The 20,812-nt window shown below is 66.8% G+C and carries 22 protein-coding genes and 1 tRNA gene; 12 read left to right on the forward strand and 11 right to left on the reverse strand.

All coding sequences use genetic code 11. The features are described 5' to 3' along the window. Positions 1–28: 28 nt before the first annotated feature. Both LX13_RS23365 and LX13_RS01335 read right to left on the reverse strand, forming a co-directional pair. Positions 29–1,168 (reverse strand): DUF5995 family protein, encoded by a 1,140-nt coding sequence (locus tag LX13_RS23365; protein ID WP_253659520.1) that lies wholly within the window; start codon positions 1,166–1,168, stop codon positions 29–31. A gap of 77 nt (positions 1,169–1,245) precedes the next feature. After that, positions 1,246–1,878, reverse strand: a complete 633-nt coding sequence (locus LX13_RS01335; RefSeq protein ID WP_253659521.1) for a TetR family transcriptional regulator — start codon at positions 1,876–1,878, stop codon at positions 1,246–1,248. A gap of 85 nt (positions 1,879–1,963) precedes the next feature. Between LX13_RS01335 and LX13_RS01340 the strand changes: the two genes are divergently transcribed. Continuing rightward, positions 1,964–2,037 (forward strand) — tRNA-Leu (locus LX13_RS01340). A gap of 122 nt (positions 2,038–2,159) precedes the next feature. After that, positions 2,160–2,924 (forward strand): SDR family NAD(P)-dependent oxidoreductase, encoded by a 765-nt coding sequence (locus LX13_RS01345; protein ID WP_253659522.1) that lies wholly within the window; start codon positions 2,160–2,162, stop codon positions 2,922–2,924. 4 nt (positions 2,925–2,928) lie between these two features. Here the strand turns inward: LX13_RS01345 and LX13_RS01350 are convergent, their stop codons facing one another. Then, entirely contained in the window at positions 2,929–3,276 is a 348-nt protein-coding gene (locus LX13_RS01350) for a hypothetical protein (protein ID WP_253659523.1), read from the reverse strand. Positions 3,277–3,620: 344 nt separating this feature from the next. On the opposite strand from LX13_RS01350, the gene LX13_RS01355 reads away from it, so the two are divergent. Beyond that, positions 3,621–3,863 carry a DUF6480 family protein gene (locus LX13_RS01355; protein ID WP_253659524.1) on the forward strand — a complete coding sequence of 81 codons (243 nt, stop codon included), beginning with the start codon at positions 3,621–3,623 and terminating at the stop codon, positions 3,861–3,863. Between the two features lie 9 nt (positions 3,864–3,872). On the opposite strand, the gene LX13_RS01360 is transcribed toward LX13_RS01355, so the two are convergent. Then, entirely contained in the window at positions 3,873–4,736 is an 864-nt protein-coding gene (locus LX13_RS01360; protein WP_343947347.1) for an NAD(P)-dependent oxidoreductase, read from the reverse strand. 71 nt (positions 4,737–4,807) lie between these two features. Here LX13_RS01360 and LX13_RS01365 point away from each other — a divergent pair, with 71 nt between their 5' ends. After that, entirely contained in the window at positions 4,808–5,635 is an 828-nt protein-coding gene (locus LX13_RS01365; protein WP_253659526.1) for an SDR family NAD(P)-dependent oxidoreductase, read from the forward strand. A gap of 92 nt (positions 5,636–5,727) precedes the next feature. Next, on the forward strand, positions 5,728–6,768 hold the full coding sequence (locus tag LX13_RS01370; RefSeq protein ID WP_253659527.1) for an AF_0692 family protein: 1,041 nt from the start codon (positions 5,728–5,730) through the stop codon (positions 6,766–6,768). On the opposite strand, the gene LX13_RS01375 is transcribed toward LX13_RS01370, so the two are convergent. Both LX13_RS01375 and LX13_RS01380 read right to left on the reverse strand, forming a co-directional pair. Next, the gene (locus LX13_RS01375) at positions 6,695–7,021 is read right to left on the reverse strand and encodes a hypothetical protein (protein ID WP_253659528.1); all 327 of its coding nucleotides are present in this window, start codon (positions 7,019–7,021) and stop codon (positions 6,695–6,697) included. The genes LX13_RS01370 and LX13_RS01375 overlap by 74 nt on opposite strands. A gap of 24 nt (positions 7,022–7,045) precedes the next feature. Then, the gene (locus tag LX13_RS01380; RefSeq protein ID WP_253659529.1) at positions 7,046–8,749 is read right to left on the reverse strand and encodes a sodium:solute symporter family protein; all 1,704 of its coding nucleotides are present in this window, start codon (positions 8,747–8,749) and stop codon (positions 7,046–7,048) included. A gap of 130 nt (positions 8,750–8,879) precedes the next feature. Between LX13_RS01380 and LX13_RS01385 the strand changes: the two genes are divergently transcribed. From LX13_RS01385 to LX13_RS01395, 3 genes are read left to right on the forward strand one after another with little or no spacing between them, the layout of a single operon-like run. After that, positions 8,880–9,683, forward strand: coding sequence for a DeoR/GlpR family DNA-binding transcription regulator (locus LX13_RS01385; protein WP_253659530.1), 804 nt, complete (start codon positions 8,880–8,882; stop codon positions 9,681–9,683). Then, positions 9,680–10,825 carry a galactose-1-phosphate uridylyltransferase gene (galT, locus tag LX13_RS01390; RefSeq protein WP_253659531.1) on the forward strand — a complete coding sequence of 382 codons (1,146 nt, stop codon included), beginning with the start codon at positions 9,680–9,682 and terminating at the stop codon, positions 10,823–10,825. The genes LX13_RS01385 and galT overlap by 4 nt, the downstream gene beginning before the upstream one ends. Continuing rightward, positions 10,822–11,916, forward strand: a complete 1,095-nt coding sequence (locus tag LX13_RS01395) for a galactokinase (RefSeq protein ID WP_253659532.1) — start codon at positions 10,822–10,824, stop codon at positions 11,914–11,916. Before galT ends, LX13_RS01395 begins: the two co-directional genes overlap by 4 nt. A gap of 17 nt (positions 11,917–11,933) precedes the next feature. Here the strand turns inward: LX13_RS01395 and LX13_RS01400 are convergent, their stop codons facing one another. Together LX13_RS01400 and LX13_RS01405 are read right to left on the reverse strand one after the other, a co-directional pair. Beyond that, the gene (locus LX13_RS01400) at positions 11,934–12,200 is read right to left on the reverse strand and encodes a hypothetical protein (protein ID WP_253659533.1); all 267 of its coding nucleotides are present in this window, start codon (positions 12,198–12,200) and stop codon (positions 11,934–11,936) included. Between the two features lie 147 nt (positions 12,201–12,347). Next, the gene (locus LX13_RS01405; protein ID WP_253659534.1) at positions 12,348–12,515 is read right to left on the reverse strand and encodes a hypothetical protein; all 168 of its coding nucleotides are present in this window, start codon (positions 12,513–12,515) and stop codon (positions 12,348–12,350) included. Between the two features lie 483 nt (positions 12,516–12,998). Here LX13_RS01405 and LX13_RS01410 point away from each other — a divergent pair, with 483 nt between their 5' ends. Beyond that, the gene (locus LX13_RS01410) at positions 12,999–14,297 is read left to right on the forward strand and encodes an HNH endonuclease signature motif containing protein (protein ID WP_253659535.1); all 1,299 of its coding nucleotides are present in this window, start codon (positions 12,999–13,001) and stop codon (positions 14,295–14,297) included. Between the two features lie 111 nt (positions 14,298–14,408). Here LX13_RS01410 and LX13_RS01415 read toward each other — a convergent pair whose 3' ends face one another. Next, positions 14,409–15,533 (reverse strand): Rv3169 family protein, encoded by a 1,125-nt coding sequence (locus LX13_RS01415; protein ID WP_253659536.1) that lies wholly within the window; start codon positions 15,531–15,533, stop codon positions 14,409–14,411. Between the two features lie 49 nt (positions 15,534–15,582). Beyond that, complete coding sequence (locus tag LX13_RS01420; RefSeq protein ID WP_253660518.1) at positions 15,583–16,650, reverse strand: phosphotransferase family protein; 1,068 nt, start codon at positions 16,648–16,650, stop codon at positions 15,583–15,585. 232 nt (positions 16,651–16,882) lie between these two features. On the opposite strand from LX13_RS01420, the gene LX13_RS01425 reads away from it, so the two are divergent. Next, a complete protein-coding gene (locus LX13_RS01425; protein ID WP_253659537.1) occupies positions 16,883–17,623 on the forward strand; it encodes an SIMPL domain-containing protein in 741 nt (246 codons plus the stop codon). 25 nt (positions 17,624–17,648) lie between these two features. On the opposite strand, the gene LX13_RS01430 is transcribed toward LX13_RS01425, so the two are convergent. Then, positions 17,649–18,506: a hypothetical protein gene (locus LX13_RS01430; RefSeq protein ID WP_253659538.1), complete on the reverse strand. Its 858-nt coding sequence runs from the start codon at positions 18,504–18,506 to the stop codon at positions 17,649–17,651. Between the two features lie 105 nt (positions 18,507–18,611). On the opposite strand from LX13_RS01430, the gene LX13_RS01435 reads away from it, so the two are divergent. Together LX13_RS01435 and LX13_RS01440 are read left to right on the forward strand one after the other, a co-directional pair. Continuing rightward, positions 18,612–20,015 carry an esterase-like activity of phytase family protein gene (locus LX13_RS01435; RefSeq protein WP_253659539.1) on the forward strand — a complete coding sequence of 468 codons (1,404 nt, stop codon included), beginning with the start codon at positions 18,612–18,614 and terminating at the stop codon, positions 20,013–20,015. Positions 20,016–20,070: 55 nt separating this feature from the next. Next, positions 20,071–20,811, forward strand: coding sequence for a trypsin-like serine peptidase (locus LX13_RS01440; protein WP_253659540.1), 741 nt, complete (start codon positions 20,071–20,073; stop codon positions 20,809–20,811). The last annotated feature ends 1 nt before the right edge of the window (position 20,812 follow it).

The following is a 20,812-nucleotide window of genomic DNA, read 5'->3' on the forward strand; positions in this document are numbered from 1 at the left end:
TGGACGGCGTCAAGTTAACACTGCGACGTCAGAAGGTCCGCCGGGCGATGTCGTAGCCGCGGTCGAAGGCCCGCATCCGGTCCACCTCGATGTCGTAGTAGACCCGACGGACGACCATGTCGCGGAGTTCCGGCGACAGCAGTCGCGACAGCCGCAGTGGACGCGGGACGAGGTCGGCGGGCAGTTCGGCGAGGAGACGGTCGGCGCATGTCCCGTGCAGACTCGACAGACGTATGTAGTCGGCTCGGAACTCTTTGTAATGCCTCGTGTCGCGGTAGTTCACGCCCCACACCTCGGCGAGAGCAGCGGGGGTGTCCTCGGCGAGATGAGCCCGCGACCCGGCCCGGATTCCGGCGAGCACGCCGCCGAAAGCCCGACGCGGCGAGGTCTCCTCGCATCGCGCCCAGGCCGACCGCCACGTCGGCGAGATCGGGCCACCGGTGCGGTAGGCGTGCAGATTGGACACATAGCGGCGATGCAGCGTCGACATCACGTGCAGCAGCCAGTCCGGGTTCTCGATGACGCGCGCGTCGACGAGCGCCAGCGCCTCCTCGTTCGCGAGCACATGACTGCGCGCCAGCCAGTATTTCGGGTCACCGGTGCGCGCGAACTCGTCGGCGATCAGTCGCTGATGGCCGAGTTGGCGGTCGACCTCGGGGCGCAACACCGACGCCGGCGTTCGGCGCGGACGAGCGGGGTGCGGCCGACGCGTGGTCACCACGGCCGGCGGCGGCATCAGCTTGGACTGCTCGGAGAGCCCGGCGAGGGATTTCTCCATCTCGCGCCGCAGGCTCGGCGTCGCGATCATGCCGAGCTTCGTCGTGAAGGACACGTCGACGGTCCATCGGACGGCGCACCCCGCGGGCGTCGTCTCGATGTCGATGCGGCCGTGGTGATCTCGGAGCAGCGGGGCACCCTTGTAGACCATGTAGTCGAGCCGATGGGGTTCGTCGGCCACCGTCACCACCTCGTGTACCCGGGTACGCAGTGGCACGGAGATCTCCACCTCGCGCAACGCTCCCGCGCGATCACATCGGTCGTCCTCGCCGACGTCCTCGACATGGAAGGGCGCCGCAGACCAGATGGTCTTCAGATCGGGATCGGTGAGCAGTCCCCAGGCCTGCTCGGCGCTACAGGCGAGCTGCGTCGCCACATCGATACGCGTCACGTCGACTCACCGCGGGCAGAGGTCGGTCACGCGTACGAAAGGCACAAAAGACATGGTGTCTATTTCGGGGTCGGGAGTCAAGGGTCGGGAGACGGTTGCGCTCCCTGGAAGCCGGACCAGAGCAGGTTCGTCAGATGGTCGACGAGTTCGTCACGATCCATGGTGCGCTCGCGAACCCACCATCCCACAGTGACCGAGATCGCGCCGATGAGAGCGCGTGCCCACGGACCGGCCGCGCGGACGTCGCTCCCCAGGGTCGCGAACCCCTGCTCCAGCAACGTCTCCAGGTATCCGGTGATCGCCGAGTGGCCCACCCCTCGATGCATCTGCGGCATCAGCACCGGCGCCAGCGACGACTCGCTCTCGACCCACTCGACCAGGACCTCGACCGCGGCACGCGTTGCGGCCTGCAGGTCGGGCGCGCCGGTGACCGCCGCACCGAGATGGCCGGTGATCCGAGCCGTGTGTCGTCGCGTCAGCGACGCGACGAGGTCGTCCTTGTCCTCGAAGACCGCGTAGACGGCCGACCGGGTCAGGCCGGCCAGGTCGGCCACCTGACCGAGGCTGAACTCGATGCCGTTGACGCCGATCGCCGACTCGGCGGCGTCGAGGAGTGTTTCGCGACGTGCGAGGAGGTCCACGCCGGGTCCCGGCGGGCGGCCGCGGGTGCGACGGACATCGTCGGGTCGACTCACCGCATCCGATGTCACGCCCGACAGTCTCTCACCTCGTCGGCGGGTCGATGCGCGACCGTGAGATTCTGGTTGTCGGCCGCATGGACGTCGCGAGCCGAGCGCCCCCATAGCCCAATTGGCAGAGGCAGCGGACTTAAAATCCGCCCAGTGTCGGTTCGAGTCCGACTGGGGGCACTGGTCGTCGCCCCGACGGGTCGGGCACCTGCGTCGCATCGGTGGGCCATCACCCGCGACACCGAACGGACCGGTGACCACCGCACTCGCGGTCCACCGCACGACCATCGAAAGGCGCACCCGTGTCGACAGAACTGGCCTCCACCACCGCCCTCGTGACCGGAGCGAGCAGTGGCATCGGAGCCGCGACCGCCCGGTCGCTCGCCGCCCGTGGCGCACGGGTGGCGCTCGTCGCGCGCCGCCGTGACCGCCTGGATCAGGTGGTCGCCGACATCACCGACGCGGGCGGCAGCGCGTTCGCGGTCGAGGCCGACCTGACCGACGAGGCGCGGGCGCAGGCAGCCGTGCACAGCGTCGTCGCGGAATCGGGGCGGCTCGACATCCTCGTGAACAACGCGGGACTGATGCTGTCGGGCCCCATCGCCGATGCGCCCGACGGTGAGTGGGACCGCATGCTGGACATCAACGTTCGTGGACTGCTGTACGTCACACGGGCTGCGATCGGACATCTCACCGACGCCGCGAGAGACTCCCCGCGCGGTGTGGCCGACATCGTCACCATCAGCTCCACGGCCGGCCGGGTCGCGCGCCCGGGCACCGGGATCTACAGCCTGACCAAGTTCGGGGTCAATGCGTTCAGCGAGTCACTACGCCAGGAGTTGCTGGCCGCGCGGATTCGCGTGGGGGTCGTGGAGCCGGGAACCGTCGACACCGAGTTGCTCGACCACGTACGCGACGGTGCCCGGGAGGCGATGCGGGCGAACGTCGATGCCATCGTGCCGTTGCGACCCGACGACATCGCCGACGCGGTCACCTACATGGTGACGAGGGATCGCCGAGTGGCAGTGAACGAGATGCTGGTCCGCTCGGCAGAACAGACCTGGTGACGCGTCACTCGGCCGGACGGTCCTCGGTACCGGCGCTCTGAGTCTGCTGTTGCTGCTGATGCGCCGGGTAAGCGCTGCGGTAGCGGGCCCGACGGAGTCGACTCGATCGCTTCTGCGCCCCGGGATCCTGTCGCGCCTGCGAATTGATGCGGGTGCCGACCGCGGTCACGCCGAACAGCACCACTGCGACCACCACGGCGATGACGCCGAGGACGGTGCGCCCGGTCAGCAGACCGACCACACCGAGGGCCACGAGTACGACGCCGAGCGCGCCCGCGAGCGAACCCACCTTGCTCAGCACCGCTGCGTTGCGGGCATGGGTGATCCGACCGTGTGTGTCGTCGTGAGTCATGCGTCCTCCTCAGGATCTCCACCAAGTGAACCAAATGTTCAATAATGGAACCCTAGACCAGTAGCCGATGATTCCGGCCAGCGACCGAGATCACATGAGACCAGATGCACACATCCGGCGACCGGATTACTGGACAGGAAGTTCAAGAACGTCGTCCGAACGGCGTACCGTTGGGTACTACGACGCGGGAAGCTCCCATGCCCATTCCGGTCGCCCAGACGCGGCGATGTTGTGCGGAGCCCATCGCACGGTCGCAGGTTCACAACAGAGCCAGGCCCACCTCGAAACTCTCACCCACTGCGCCGATCCGACGGCAGCGGACGAATTCTCAGTTCAGGAGTCATATGACCACCGAGCCCAACCCGTACAAGCCCGACGCCGACCTCGAGTCCGGCGGCGAACTCGCCCCGGGCGCGACGCCCCCCGACAGCGGATCGACCTCGCTGGAGTCGGACGGCCGTCAGACCGTGCCGAAGCGGTTCTCCCCCACCATCATCACGGTGATGATCATCGTGGGCATCATCATTGTTCTCGCGGTCGCCGGCGGAATCGCAGTGATCTTCGACGCATTCCAGCTGTTCACCTAGCCGCGCGGTTCAGGCCTCGAAACCGTGGATGACCGCGGCCATGTCGCTGTCGCTGTAACCGGCGTCGGATGCGGCCGCGAATCGTGAGCGGATGGCCCGCATGACCGATGCGTCCATGCCCGCACCCTCCATGGCGTCGGCGATGAGGCCGCTGTCCTTGGTGGCGCCATCCAGGGCGAATGAGGGGTCCAACGAACCGGTGATCATCGCGTCGCCCTTCAGCTGCGCGTAGCCGCAGTCGAGCGGGCCGCCGCTGATGGAGTCGAGGAACTGACGCGGATCGATCTCGAGATGCTGCGCCATTCCCACCGCCTGTGCAGTCGCGGTCGTGATCGACAGCACCCACGAGTTGGCGACCAGCTTGAGGCGATGCCCGTCACCGGCCTTCTCACCGACCCACACCGTCGTCGAGCCGATCGCGTCGAACAGCGGTGCCACCTGATCGCGCACGTCGACCGGACCGCCCGCGAGCACGGTGAGGGCGCCGTTCTCGGCGGGTGCGCGTGTCCCCAAGACCGGGGCATCGACGAACGTGACGTCATGCTCGCTCGCCAGAGAGGCCAGACGCTCCGTACCGGCGATGCCGACGGTGCTGGTCTGCACCCACGGCACGCCGTCTGCGATGGCATCGATGGCCTCGCTCATCACTGCTTCGACCGATTCGACGTCGAACAACATGGTCACGACGATGTCGGCGTCGCGAACAGCGTCGGACGGATCGGTGGCCACCCGCGCCCCGGCCTCACCGAGGTCGGTGGTCTTGTCCACCGACCGGTTCCAGACGGTCACATCGAGTCCGGCGCGCAGCATGCTCCGCGCCATTCCCGCTCCCATCAGACCGGTTCCCAACAGAGCCACTCGCAACGTCATCAGATCTACCTTTCGTCGACACCGACTACCGTTGTACCCGTCCGCACCTCAGCACGGCGAAAGCGCGAAACCACATGGCGAAGACGATCGTGATCACCGGGGCAAGTGACGGCATCGGCGCATCGGCGGCGAAACAGTTGTCCGACAAGGGCGACGAGGTCATCGTCGTCGGACGCTCCGCCGAGAAGACGAAGGCAGTGGCGGGTTCCATCGGCGCACAGTTCCACGTCGCCGATTTCGCCGACCTGTCCGAGGTGCGTGGACTGGCGTCGACGCTGAAGGCGGCGCACCCACGGATCGACGTCCTGGCGAACAACGCCGGGGGGATGTTCGGACAGCCCGCGCGCACGGTCGACGGCTTCGAGAAGACCTTCCAGGTGAATCACCTCGCGCCGTTCCTGCTCACCAACCTTCTGCTCGACACCTTGATCTCCAGTCGCGCGGCGGTCGTCAACACCTCGAGTATCGGCGCCCGACTCTTCGGCGACATCGACATCGACGACCTCAACAACGAAAAGAACCCCTCACCGCACAAGTCCTACGGCGACAGCAAACTCGAGAACATCCTCTTCACCCGAGAACTCGACCGACGGTTCTCCGACCGCGGCCTCACCTCGGTGGCGTTCCACCCGGGAAACGTGGCGACGAATTTCGCGTCCGACACGACCAGTCCGATGCGTTTCGTCTACGCGACTCCGTTGCGCCGACTTGCCATGATCGGCCCGGACAAGGGCGCGCGGACGCTGGTGTGGCTCGCGCAGGGCACCGCCGGTGAGGACTGGCAGTCCGGCGAGTTCTACATCAAACACAAGGTGCGCAAGACCAACAAGCAGGCCTACGACGCCGACCTGGCGCGCCGCCTCTGGGAGGTCAGTGCGGAGATGGTCGGCGTGCCCGCCTGAGCGGCGCGGACATCGCCATGTGACACCTGCACCGGCGGATCCATGACAGGTGTCACTGTCGCCTCGTCGCCGACCCGACCAGAGTCGGTGACATGAGATGGCGTCGCAATCCCGTTGTCGGACTGTTCTTCCTGGCTCCCCTGATCGCCGAGTTCTTCCTCGGCGATTTCCCGATCTACCTGCTGCCGCTGATCCTGCCGCTCTCGCTCTGGTACGGCGCCGGAGCGGTGATGATCCGTGAGGTCACGCGCAGACTCGACCGGGGATGGCCCACGATCCTGCTGCTCGGACTCGCATTCGGCGTCGCGGAGGAGGGACTGCTGACGATGTCGCTGTTCAACCCGGACTACGCCGACCTCCGCCTCCTGGACTCCGGCCACATCGCCGCGCTCGGGATCGGACTGCCCTGGACCATTTTCGTCCTGAGCCTGCATGTCCTGTGGAGCGTGGCCGCGCCCATCGCGTTGATCGAGGAGGCCCAACCTGATCGACGAACCACCCCATGGCTGAGCAACCGGGCGCTGACGGTGATCGGCGTGCTCCTCGTTCTCGGCGCCGGGGTCACCTTCGCCACGAACTACCCGGCTTACGGCGACTTCCTGGCATCGCCGGCACAGCTCGTCACCTGCGCGGTGATCGTCGCCGCGCTCGTCGCCCTGGCCGTGAACCTGCCCCGAAGTCAGTCACCGACGACACCGGGCCGCTTCGCTCCCTCGGCGTGGTCGGTCGCCGGCGTCGTCCTGGTCTGCGCGGGAGCGTTCCAGGTGGCGGGCCACACCGGCATCGCGTGGGTCGCGGTTCCCGGGATGGTGGTGTCACTCGCCGTGCTCGGAGCGTCGGTCGCCTGGTGGTCGCGGTCCGCCGAATGGACCGCGAACCACCGGTTGGCCGTCGCCGCCGGTCTCGTACTGACCTACACCTGGCGCGCATTCTTCGGCGGGTACGGCACCGGAGCCGGCGAGCTCGTGGTCAGCCTGGTGAGCTATGTCGTGTATGCCATTGCTGCGGTGACGATCCTGATCGTGTGTTCTCGCAGGATCGGACGCGCCGCCGAGGAGATCAGGACATCGTCGCCTTCTGCTCGCCGTCGGCATCGGCGTCGCTCACCAGTGGACGCCACAGCGCCCAGATGACGAACACCGCGGCGACCACCACCATGATCAGCCCGACCCAGGTGTTGGCATCGGTGCCCGCGGCCATGTCGACGCGATTCGCGTCGCGGGGTTGGTGTTCACGGGTACCGAAGGCGTCGGGCATCAGGCCGGCGAGGACCAACAGGACGCCGTAGATCCCGATGAGGGCGGCGATGATGTTCCGGATGTCGAACAGCCGGGCCAGGATCCGGGTCTTCCGACTGGCGCCGGGCGTGGTGTCGGGGGTGATCATGATGACTCCTGATCTCGTGAGACGTCAGTGGAAGACGAGGTTGAGTGCGAGGACGAGCACGAGCCCCACACCGGCCAGCGGCACCGGCCGCTTGAACCACGGGTTGTTCGCGTCCTCGGGATCGGTGAAGTGCGACTTCGGCGTCTCCGAATAGACGAGGCCGACCAGCGCGGCCACCGGTTTCGCGGTGGTCACCGTGCTGACGGAGACGCTGACCGCAATGTCGACCACGAACGCCGCCGACGCCGCGACGAACGGCATACCCTGCCCCGGGAGGTTGATCACCCCGACCTTCGAGAGGATGAAAACTGTCACGGCGGAGAGGGTTCCGGCCACCAACCCCATCCAGCCGGCCGTCGGGGTCATCTTCTTCCAGAACATGCCCAACAGGAACGTCGCGAACAACGGCGCGTTGAAGAACCCGAACAGGGTCTGCAGATAATCCATCAGGTTGGAGTAACCGGATGCGATCAGTGCGGTGAAGATCGCCAGGATCGTCGCACCGACGGTGGCGAGACGGCCGACGCCGATGTAGTAGTTGTCCGGCTTGTTCTTCACGATGTACTGCTGCCAGATGTCGTAGCTGAACACGGTGTTGAACGCCGAGATGTTGGCCGCCATGCCGGCCATGAACGACGCGATCAGCCCGGCCACGGCCACACCGAGCAGGCCGTTGGGCAGGATGTCGCGGATCATCAGCAACATCGCGTCGTTGTAGGTGACGCCACCGGCGTTGGGGCCGTTCTTGAGCGAGATCATGTCGCCGACGACCGCTGCGCAGATCATGCCCGGCACCACCACGACGAACGGGATGAACATCTTCGGGATGGCGCCGATGATGGGGGCGCGGCGCGAGGCGGACATCGACTTCGAGGCCATGGCGCGTTGCACCTCGACGAAGTTGGTGGTCCAGTACCCGAACGACAGCACGAAACCGAGTCCGAACACGATGCCGATCACCGACCAGACGGGACTGTCGAAGCCGCTCAGGGCATTTCCGGGCCACGACGACATCTGGTCGCCCACGGTGGCGGTCACCTTGCCATCGGTGGTGGTGGCCACGATCTTCTCTTTCATCCCGTTCCAGCCACCGACCTTGATCAGACCGATCACCGTCAACGGCACCAGCGCCGCGAGGATGACGAAAAACTGCAACACCTCGTTGTAGATCGCTGCCGACAGGCCGCCGAGCGCGGTGTAGGTCAGCACGATCGCCGCCGCGGCGATGAGCGAGACCCATTGGCTCCAGCCCAGGATCACGTTGACGACGGTCGCCAGCAGATACAGGTTGACCCCCGCGATGAGCACCTGGGCCACCGCGAAGCTGATCGCGTTCACCAGGTGCGCGCCGGTGCCGAAGCGACGCCGCATGAACTCGGGAACGCTGCGCACCTTGGAGCCGTAGTAGAACGGCATCATCACGACGCCGAGGAACAGCATCGCGGGGATGGCACCGATCCAGTAGTAGTGCATCGTCGCGAGGCCGATCTGCGCGCCGTTGGCTGACATGCCCATGATCTCGACCGCGCCGAGATTGGCCGAGACGAAGGCGATCCCGGTGACCCAGGCCGGCAGTCGGCGACCGGAGAGGAAGAAGTCCAGGCTCGACGAGATCTGGCTGCGTGCCAGATAACCGATCCCCAGCACGAACACGAAGTAGAGCGCGATGAACACGTAGTCCAGGGCTCCGGCATCGAGGCGGAGCACGTTGCCCGACGCGAGGTTCATTCGACAACTCCTTTGTTGGCGGTGAGCTGGGTCACTAGCCCAGACAACCTCACACATTTCCGAACAATTAGCAACACCGACGATGTTTGATACTGTTCGACCACCGACCCCGCCGATTCAGGAGGTGCTGATGCTCGCAGTCGAGCGCCGCCGCTGGATCCTCGACGCCCTGCAGCGGGACGGCACCGTTCGGGTCGCCTCTCTCGCAGCCGATCTCGGGGTGTCGGAGATGACCGTCCGCCGCGATCTCGACGCCCTCGACGACCGGGAGGCCCTGCACAAGGTGCACGGCGGCGCGGTGTCGCGGCACAACCGTGGCGAGGAACCGTGGTCGGCGATCAAGGCCACCCAGCAGCGGGCCGAGAAAATTGCGATCGCCCACACCGCACTCGAACTCATCGAGAACGGGATGACCGTGGCGATCAGTGCGGGCACGACCACACTTGAACTCGCCCGCCTTCTCGGCGAGCGTTCGTCGATCACCGTTGTCACGAACTCGATCTCGATCTTCCAGGAACTCACCGATCCCCAGCGCCCCCAGTCCCCGAGCAACCCCGAGGTGTTCCTCACCGGCGGTTCACGCACGCCGTCGGACGCATTGGTGGGGCCGATCGCCGACGCCGCGCTGTCGACTTTCCGTGTCGACGTGAGTTTCCTGGGCGTGCACGGGGTGGACCCCGAGGCGGGCCTGACCACACCGAACATCGCCGAGGCGCAGACCAACCGACGGCTCGCGGACATCGGTCGCAGCCTGATCGTCCTCGCCGACCACACCAAGTACCTCGAGGTCGGTGCGAACGTGATCGCGCCGCTGAGTCGGGTCGACACCCTCGTCACCGACACCGCGTTGCCCGAACCGGCGCGCATCGAGCTCGCCGACCACATCACCGACCTGCGCATCGCACCTGTCGACCACGATCGGACACCGACATGACCGGCGCCGACGCCGCGCCCCCGGTGCACGCCACTCTCGCCGATGGCCGCGAGATCCTGTTCTTCGCGCTACCGGGACACCGTCCCGATCCCGTACCCGACGTCCGCCCCCTGCCCGACCGCGCCGGGCTCGCATCCGAGGTTCGCTTCGACAGGGCGACCGGCGACTGGGTGGCGGTGGCCGCGCTGCGGCAGGACCGCACTTACAAGCCACCCGCCGATCAATGCCCCCTGTGCCCCTCGGCCACCGGCGCCGTCAGCGAGGTGCCCGCGGCCGACTACGACGTCGTCGTGTTCGAGAACCGGTTCCCCAGTCTGTCCGGTGCCGCCGCGGGATCAGATTTCGTTCTGCCGCAACCGCTCGACGACGTGCCGACCGCCGCCGAGGGGTACGGCCGATGCGAGGTCATCTCGTTCTCCAGCGATCACGACGCGTCGTTCGCGTCGCTGAGCCACGCCCACGCGCGTCTGGTGGTCGAGGCGTGGCGCCACCGCACCCGGTCGCTGCTCGCCCTCCCCGGGGTCGCGCAGGTGTTCTGTTTCGAGAACCGCGGTGAGGACATCGGCGTGACCCTCACCCACCCGCACGGCCAGATCTACGCATACCCCTACCTCACGCCACGCACCCGCTCGATGCTCGATCGGGCCGACGCCCATCGTCGCGACCACGACACGAATCTCTTCGCCGACATCGTGGCCTCCGAACGCACGGAGAACAGTCGTGTCGTGGCCGGCGACGAGCTCACCACCGCCTTCGTGCCGTTCGCCGCACGGTGGCCCGTCGAGGTACACATCTACCCGAATCGAAAGGTGCACAACCTCACCGACCTCGACGACGACGAGATCGACTCACTGACCGCGGTCTACCTCGACGTGCTCACCCGGTTCGACGCGCTGCACCCGACACCGTTGCCGTACATCTCCGCGCTGCATCAGTACTCGTCAGATCCCGCGCAGCGGGAGGGCTACTTCCACATCGAGCTGATGTCTGTTCGCCGCAGCGCCACCAAGCTCAAGTTCCTCGCGGGATCGGAGTCCGCCATGGACGCGTTCATCACCGACGTCACGCCGGAGAGCATCGCGGCTCGTCTACGCGACGTCGCCGACGCCACGGGAGAACGAGACGCCGCGGGAGAACGATGAGCCCCACGGTGGTGTGTTCGGCACCGGGCCGGGTCAACCTGCTGGGCGAACACACCGACTACAACGGCGGTTTCGCGTTGCCGATCGCGCTGGAGCAACGCACCCGGGTCGGCCTCACGCCGGACGACTCGACCACGATCGTCATCGAGGCCGACGACCACGGCACCGCCACCGTGAGCACCTCACCCCGGCCGGGAGACGTGACGGGGTGGTCGGCATACGTCGCGGGTGTTGTGTGGGCGTTGCGAGAGAACGGGATCGCGGTACCGGGTGGGCACATGACGATCAGCAGTGAGGTGCCCGTCGGCGCGGGTCTGTCGTCGTCGGCAGCCCTGGAATGCGCCGCGATCGGCGCCTTCACGGCAGCCACCGAGACCACACTCGACAAGCTCGCCTGGGCGCGGGCCGCACAGCGCGCCGAGAACGACTACGTGGGTGCGCCGACGGGACTGCTGGATCAACTGGCCTCACTGCACGGCCTGGCCGACCACGCGCTGCTGATCGACTTCGAGTCCCTCGACGTCGAACCCGTTCCGTTCGAACTCGATTCAGCAGGCATCGCCTTGGTCGTCCTCGATTCGTTGTCTTCACACGGGCACGCCGGCGGCGAGTACGCACAACGCCGGGCGTCGTGCGAGCGGGCGGCCGCCGCACTGGAGGTCGCATCACTGCGCGCTGTCACTGACGTCGTTTCGCTGAGCGCCATCACCGATCCCACCGACCGTCGACGTGCCCGACACGTAGTCACCGAGAACCAGCGGGTACTCGACGCATGCACCGCACTGCGTGATCGGGACTATGTCCGCGTGGGCGCGAAAATGACCGAATCCCATGCGTCGATGCGCGACGACTTCGAGATCACCACCTCGGGAATCGATCTGATCGTCGACTCGGCACTGCGCGCAGGCGCTCTCGGCGCACGAATGACCGGTGGTGGTTTCGGCGGGTGTGTGATCGCACTGGTCGAGTCGACCCGCGCGACAGCCATGGTCGACGCGGTCACCGAGGAGGTCGAGGCCGCGGGGTTTCCCCGACCGCGGGCCTTCGTCGCACGTGCGGGCGCCGGCGCCATGGTGCATCCGGCCCCGTAGTCGTGCCGCGCTGCCGACTATCGCGCTATGCGGGCGAGATGGCGCACCCGCGCGTCGATCAGCAGGATGAGCACAAAGCCGACGGGCACGGTGACCCACAGGCTGATCGCGAAGTCGTCGTGCACGACCCACACGCCGAACAGGACGGCGATGTTGGCCAGTTCCAACAGCCAGACCTCCGGATGGAGCCACCATCTGCGGCGATGGACGTCTACTCGATCAACCGGCCTCATGCCGTTGTCGATGGGGAGATCGTCATCGCGCACGGTGTTCCTCTGTGTCATCAACTCTCAGAACGCCACCGAAGCGATCAGATACACCAACACCGCGGCCAGCAGAACAAAGCTGAAGATCGCGAGTCGCTCCTGCGTGGTGAACCGCGCCCACGAATTCTTCACCGTGGCCACGATACCCAGGCCAGGCCGCGATGATCACGTCTTTCGGTGCCGGTCGACGAGTTGGGCCGCGTCGAGCAAACTCAGACCGGGATAGGTCTCGCGGAGTTCCTTGACGGCAGGTACCCGCTCGCCGTGACGCGCGGTGATGGTGTGCACGGTGTCCTCGTCGATGTCGTCGAGTGGGATCGACGACGGCCCCATGAGGCCTCGATTCAGAGGCTTGTTGCGATCGCGCCATGTATTCCGAACCTCGAACGGAATGTAGACGACTATCGCCAACCACAGGGCGAAGAGGATGCACTCCCACCACGAAGGGGTCGACAGCACTCTCGGAATGATCAATGGGCCGTAGATGGCGAGAATCAGTGTGTCCCGAACAACCGGCCGCCAACGCAGGAACCCTGACCACCATCGCGTCCGTCTACCCATCGCCCCATGGTCGCACGATCGCGAGCACGAGCTGTCGAACCGCGGCGTCGATCGGGCTGGCGACCCGCAGGATCGCCGTCGTTTCGATGCGCTTCACGCGGCCTGTGGACAGACGCGTCTGCACGGCCGCGAGATGTCGTAGGGCTGATCTACACTGCCGCGCTCGTCGTTCAGATCGCTGTAATTTACTGGTGTTCAACATGATTCACTAAATTCAATGGTTGCACCTCGTTCGAACATGTGTACGATGGAGTCATGAGTGGGGGAACACTTACCGACATCGCCAACGCAGTTGTCGATGAATACGGTTGTAGAGAAACAGTTGTCGCTGATGTCGACAAGCTGATCGTGGACGCGATCCGAGGTGCTGTGGCACTACGCGCGGTGGCTGACGATCTGTTGGCGCGGTTGACGGCACAGGCCGAGCGCGTCGGTACCGCGAAGCGGTCGGGTATGTCGCTACGGGAGTTGTTGTGTGCCAACGGTCTGGCTCCCGCTGTCGCGTCCAGGTTGATCCGGCTCGGGCGGGCACTGCAGGTGTTACCGCGGTTGTCCCGCCACAGTCGCAACGGGTCGGTGTCGGCTGAGCACCTCGACGCGGTCGCCCGGGGTGTCGAGCACGTCGCGCGCCGCACCGGGGAGTCCGTGGATTCTGAGGCCATCACCGCGCTGGAGGGCAGTCTGATCGGCCACGCGGTCGCCGGCACCGCGCCCGCGGAGATCGTGGAACGGGCACGCGCAGTCGCGATCGAGCTGACAACCGACAGCACCAACGCCGACGATCCGGACCGGTTGCCGCCCGCGGAGGACTCGTCCCTCAATGAATTGGATTGGCGGGCCGGTGACGACGGACGACTCCGGGGGACCTTCGAGCTCGACGCACTGACCGGCGAACGCCTGATCACCGCACTCGACACCGCATCACGCCCACGATCCGAACCCGACGGATCCGACGACCTTCGGCCCGCCACTCGCCGCCGCGCGGACGCATTCGCGCAGCTACTGGAAGTCGGCTCTCGCGGACTGGCTCCCGATGCGCTGTCGGGGCCGCCGCGCACCGAGATCCTGGTGACCATCCCCGTCGAGGTCGACACCACCACCCTCACCGCCGGCACTGCGTCGCTGACGTGGATGGGGCCGATCACGCAACTGTCCGCGAAACTCCTCTCGTGCGACGCACGGCTGGCCGGCGTCGGACTCGACCTCAACGGAGCACCGGTCTCGGTCACCGCACCCGAACGCCTGTTCACCGGGGCCGCCCGCAAAGTCGTCCTCCTACGTGACCGCGGCTGCATCAAATGCGGGGCACCCGCCTCGTGGTGCGACGTCCACCACATCGTCCACCACGTCGACGGCGGGCCGACCACCGTCGACAACGGGTGCCTGCTCTGCCGGTCGTGTCACACCGCGGTCCACCACAACGGCTGGGACATCGTGATGGGCGCCGACCGACACCCCTGGCTCATCCCACCCACCACCGTCGACCCACAACAACGACCACTACCCGCCTACAACCGGAGAACCATGCGACTCGACGACCCCATCGCCGCCTGAACTCCAGAGCCGCCACCCAGACCACCCGAATACATGCACCCGCCCCGGCGGGACCGCATCAGCACTTTGACAACTACACAGTGTGATCACGAGATGGCTCGAGAATCGAGTTCACTCCGCGACGTCGGTGTAGTCGGTGAAGCCGTACTGCTCGTGCGGTCCGATCACGGCGAACTCGAACAGGCCCCGGGCATGTTCACTGGACTCGCCGTCACTGACGGTGAACTCGGCTAGATGGTCGATCGGGCAGAACAGTTTCATCGTGTCGTCGAGGTCGGCGACGAGCGTGTGGCTGTTCTGTACCTCGAGCTCGCCCTGCCACATCCCGTGCCGCCAGTCCTGTTCGAGTCCATATCCGGTTCCGAAACCGAGGAAGTTGGCCAGCTGCGGGACACACTCGACGGTGGTCACCGCACCTCCGGGACGGGTGAAGACCAGCGTGGCGGCGGTCGGTTCGCGTGTGCCGGGCCGGAACGTGATGGTGTGCTCGACCCGTCCCAGCCATTCGGCGCGCCGGTCCCGGTCGTGCCAGATCCTCTGGGTCTCGTCGACCACCCGTTCGCCGGTCGAGGTCTCCTGCAGCAGAACGACGATGGAGTAGTCCCGGCACGCGATCACGGCGTAGATCCAGAAGAACGACCCGTGCGTCTCGGTCACCGCACGACCGGGTGGCTCGGGCTCTCCGACGGGACGCACACCCCAGGATCGATCCCGGTTGCCGCGCCAGGTGTCCGGGGTGACGTCGAAGGACTCATCGGCGACCGTCAGCCGACCCGACCAGGATCCGGTCTGCACAAAACGCATCGTGTCGATGAACACCCGGTCGAGACGACGTTGGAAGTGCCTGGCCTCCAGCGTCGCCGGGCTGATCCCGGTGAACGTCAGGTCGAACGACATGCCGACGTTGTCGTCGTCGAGGACCAGTCGCAGACGTTCGAGGCCCTGCTCGATCTCGATACGGAACGGCCCCACCGCGAGATCAGATCTTTCGGCCCCGAGTGCGCGCGACGCCCGGAACACCCGGTGGTCGCCGCCGTGTCGCAGCACCGCGAAGCAGTCGGTGACGCCCAGGTTCGGGTAGACACCGAAGCCGACGATCAGCCACGGCAGTGTCGGATCGCCTCCGTGACAGTTGAAGTAGTAGCGGTCGTAGAAGTTGCGGTCGGAGGTGCCCGGGTGGCGGATCACTTCGGCGACCTGGTGGACGGGGTAGTCGTCCATGCTCGAGAGGGTCATCGCCTGGTCGCCGTCCCTGTCGATATCGCTGTCGCGGTCGCGGTCGGTGTCATGACCCGCTGCCCTCGTCATCCTCGTCGGCCCAGTAGGTTCCCGCGATCATCGCGTCCACCGTGGCGCGGTGCATGATCATGTCGTCGGGATCGTCGGGGACGGTGGCGTGCCCGAACGCGATCGCGCGGATCTGGATGCGGTACATGATCACCGCGTGGATGATCGAGGCATAGGTGATGTAGAAGTCCAGATCCCGGACCTCGTATCCGGTTGCCTCCCGGTAGATCTCGGCCACCCGCGCTCGTCCGAGGAAGTGGGGAAGTCCGGGCAGGCCTGCCATCTCCGTGATGTCCTGGAAGAAGCGGTGCAGGAATATCGTCCATCCGAGGTCCAGCTCGCGCGGACCGAGACAGGCCATCTCCCAGTCCAGCACGGCGACCGGCCGGAACTCGTCGAAGATCATGTTGCCGATGCGCGCGTCTCCCCACGACAGTGCGGCGGCACTCTCGGCCGGGATGTTGTCGTCGAGCCACCCGAAGGCCCGCTCGATCAACGGGGAGCGCGGGTGTCCGTCGCCGGCCCACTCGTAGAAGGACCGGAGCCTTCGGACGTGTGCGCGCAGCGGGGTCTCGCCGTCACCGGGCGCCTCGAGCAGATCGTCATCGACCGGTGTCGCATGGATCGCCGCGATGGTCTCGACCGCGCTGCGTTCGAGCAGGGCGCGGTCGTCGTCGCTCGCCTCGGTCACCCACGAACCGAAGGTGTACGGCATGACGTCGGGCGGGATGACACCGTCGATCCGCTCCATCACGAAGAAGGGCGACCCGAGCGGGCCCGGATCGGGTTCCGACCAGAACAGCGCGGGCACGGGCACCTCGGTCGTCTCGGCCACTCGCCTCATCACCGCGTACTGACGGTCGAGGTCGTAGGTCGCGAACACCGGGTCGGACTCGGCCAGCGGCGCGACGCGGGCGACGAGCCGGTGCACCTGCCCTGACCATCGCGCATCGAACAGAATGGTCTCGCTGGACATGCCGTTCGCGGACGGGATCCGCAGGTCCTCGATCATCGCGTCAGCGCCCTGCACACCCGTCAACCACACACCGAGCCGTTCGCGCAGCATCACCGGATCGCGTTGCGACTCCTTCGGGCGCGCCACGTCACCGTGATCGGCGTCGGCGACATCGCTCTGCTCTACAAACGAAATATCATCGGCCACAATCGATCCCAATCGTCCACCACGAATCGTCGTTGATCGACGGTGGTTGTGGATGCTACGCCGGGAGATCAGAACCAGAACACGTTTTAGTTCGATTCATCGGTCGGTGTCCGAGGGCATCGGCGACACTGGTCCGATGACACGACATCGACCGGTTTCGCAGGCACTCGGCGCCGGCGCCCTCCTGTTCGCCCTGGCGGCCGTCACAGCCTGCGGCAGCGACAGTTCGCCCGCATCGTCCTCGGCCGACGGGCCGCCCGCGGTGACCGTCAACGGTGTCGGCGAGGTGCAGGGCACCCCGGACACGCTCACCGCGCAGATCGGCGTCGAGACCCAGGCCACCGACGTGACCGCGGCGATCGGGCAGGCCAACAGCAGCGTTCGCACCGTCACCGACGCGGTGGTGTCGGCAGGTGTCGACCGCAAGGACGTGCAGACCCAGCAGGTCTCCATCACCCCGCAGTATGCGGGTGCCCTCCCGGGCGGCAGCAACGCGATCTCCGGGTATCAGGCCACCAACACGCTGCGGGTCACCGTCCGCGACCTCGCCAAGGCGTCCACGGTCCTCGGTGACGCGGTGTCGGCCGGTGGCAACGCCACTCGACTGTCCGGGGTGTCGTTCCGGGTCGACGACAACTCGAAACTGCTCACCGACGCCCGGTCCCGTGCGTTCGCCGACGCGAAGGACCGTGCCGAGCAGTACGCGAAGCTCTCCGACAGCGACCTCGGGAAGGTGCTGTCGATCTCGGAGAACATCAGCGGTCAGGAGCAGTCGGCGAACTCGGACCGCAGCGCATCGTCGAGCCTGGCGGTCCCCATCGAACCGGGACAGCAGACCATCAACGTCTCGGTCAGCGTGAAGTGGGCGCTGAACTGAATCGACTCGGCGGGACCGGAACCGGCTAGAGGCGGTCGAGTATCAGATCGGTCTTGAGGATGTCGCCGTGGTACAGCCAGGCGTTGGAGTCGGTCACCGAGATGGCCTTCGCCCGCAGGGCCGACGCCTCGGAACGGGTGTCGGCGGTGAACGACAACTCGATGACCGTCTGCGTCCCGCTGCCCGACGCCGCGGGGACCGTCAGCACCTCGATGCTCGGTTCGGTCCCCTGCCAGGAACCGCTGTAGACCTTGGTCGTCACCGGGCCGTGGGCCCCCGACTCGGTCAGGCGGTCGGTCCCCCAGTGCTTCGCGGTCCAGTCGTCGAGCTTGCCGGGGATGTTCGACACCAGCAGCGACCGCGCGGTCGACACCGCAGGCAGGGACGTCCCGGAGTAGCTTGACCCGCTCGCCGACTTGTCGTTGCTGAAGCTGAGCTCCTGCTGGCTGTACCCCCAGTCGACCTGGGCGTCGTAGTTCGTGTCGGACGAATCGAAGCCGGCCCGGTTGGCGGCGTCGAGAGCCGAGGTCACGTCGCCGTTCGACACGTCGAATCGCTTCTTGTAGTTCAGTTCCAGGTCCTTGCCGCTCTTGTGGCGCAGCCGCACACTCCAGCCCTGACCCTTCAGCGCTCGCGCGCTGGTGTCGAAGTACTCGTACGACCGCGACGACGCGGTCGACGCCAGCCCGAACGCACTACGTACGGCCGCCGACGGCGCTCCCGAGCTGTCCAGGGCCGAGGCCAACAGATCCAGCTTGACCTCGTAGTCCGGGGTGGCGTTCGCGTCGGCGGCGGCGACCCCGGCCGCGGCACTGATCGAGACGACAGTGGCCACAGCGGTGACGACGACGCGCAGGGACAGGGGCAGAAGAGTCCGGCTCATGGGCAGGAAGTTATGCCGAGCCGATGAACGACGGGGGCACGCCGCGGCGAACGGTGTTCACCCACACGCCACCTGCGAGTCGACCGCGACTGGTACCCCTGCCCGATGCACATGGTTCGAAAGTTGTTGCTCGCCGCCGGTATCGCGTCGGTTGTCGCATCCAGCGCCTGTTCGTCGTCCCCGGACCCGACGACGGGATCCGACAACGGAACCGCCACCACCGGCGCCACCGCGAGCGCCCGCGATGCGGTGCGGCTCTACACGACCGACATCCCGCCGCTGGCGACGATCGGCGGGGTCACGATCGGCGGGAGCGCCTTCGGGTCCGCTCTCACCCCAGTGCCCGGTTCGCGCGACGAGTTCTACGGACTCACCGACCGCGGACCGAACGTCGACGGCCGCACCGACACCGAGAAGGTGTTGCCGATCCCCGACTTCCATCCGGCCATCGGTCGGTTCCGTCTGTCCGACGGCCGCGCCGAACTGACGAGGACGATCACGCTCTCCGGCACCGACGGCGCCCCGCTGAACGGTCTCGTCGACCCACGCGCCGACACCGGTGAATCGCTCGTCGACATCAACGGCCGCGCGCTGCCGCGATCCGACCACGGCCTCGACACCGAGGGACTCGTCGCGCTGCCGGACGGAACCTTCTGGGTGTCCGACGAATACGGCCCCTACATCGTGCACTTCGACGCCACAGGCAAGGAGATCGCCCGCCTGTCGCCGTTCGACGGCACGCTGCCACGGGAGCTGTCGCTGCGCACCCCGAACCAGGGCATGGAGGGTCTCACCGTCACCCCCGACGGCAGCACGCTCGTCGGCGTCATGCAGTCCGCCCTGAAGACACCGGGGCTGAAGGGATCCGCGAAATCCGTTCCGCTGACCCGCATCGTCACGGTGAACCTGACCACCAGGGCGGTGTCGGAATACCTGTACCCGCTGACCGACCCGCAGAAGACCAAGGTCGCCGTCTCCGAGATCACCGCGCTGAGCAACACCCGGTTCATCGTCGACGAACGCGACGGCCGGCTCGAGCCCGGAGCCGACAAGAAGCTCTACGTCGCCGACATCGCCGATGCCACCGACGTCGGACCGCGGTCGACGGTTCCCGGAGCACGGTACGTCGCCGACGAAGGCGGCCTGCAGATCGCCGGGCGCGCCATCGAGACCACGGTCGGCGTCGGCACCGACACCGCGGCGATCGAGACGCTGCGCACGGCCGGGATCATCACCGCGACAAAGAAGCTCGACCTCGATCTGGGCGCCCTGGTGACCCGGATCGACCCGTCCGGGGCGTTCTTCGGCCACGACAAGGTGGAGGGCGTCGCCGTCCTCGACGGCGGGTCGACCCTGGTCATCTCCAACGACAGCGACTTCGGACTCGCGGGCCTCGCCGACGACACCCCGCCGTTCGCGCTGAAACCCAAGATCCTGCCCGACGGCAAACAGGACTCCGGCGAGATCCTGGTCGTGGACACGACCCGACTTCCCGAAGCAGGCAACTGACCCACGAATCCGGCTGACCAGCGCAGTCGAGCGCCGCCATCGATAGCATCAGGCGATGCGGCACATGATGATCTTCGTGGTGGTCATCGTGGCCTCGGCCCTGATCGGCGGCGCCGCCTCGTCGACGTCGATCGACGTTCACGCCAACCGCAAGATCGGCGCACTGTTCGTCGGCGACACCGATCGACACACGTGCACGGCGGAATCGGTCCACAGCCGCTCCGGTGACCTCGTACTCACCGCGGCACACTGTCTGACCGGCGCGACCGGTCCGATCACCTACGTCCCCGCGTACCGGGCGTCGCAGGCCCCCTTCGGTCGGTGGACGGTCACCTCGGTCTATCTCGATCCCGGCTGGCTCACCGGCCAGGACGTCAACCGGGACTACGCGGTGCTCCGCGTGCGCGCCGACCCGCAGACCGCACATCGGACGCTCGAGTCGGTGACCGGCCGCGGCTTCGGCATCGGCTCGTTCGGCATCGGCACGGCCATCCGGGTGGTCGGGTACGGCGCCGGGTCGGGCGACACCCCGATCGGATGCCGCGGTCGCACCCGAGAGGCGCGGAACTCACCGACGGTGACCTGCCGCGGACTGGTGGACGGGACCAGCGGATCCCCCTGGATGACCGGACGCGCCACCACGATCGGCCTGGTCGGCGGCTACAACCAGGGCGGCTGTGTCAGCTTCATCTCGCACTCGCCCGTGTTCGACGCCGACCTCACCGCGCTGATGGCACGCGCGGACGCCGGCGGACCGGGTGACACGGCACCGCCCACCGGCGCCGCGGTCTGCTGAA

The organism is Williamsia maris (assembly GCF_024171815.1).
GTDB lineage: Bacteria > Actinomycetota > Actinomycetes > Mycobacteriales > Mycobacteriaceae > Williamsia_A > Williamsia_A maris.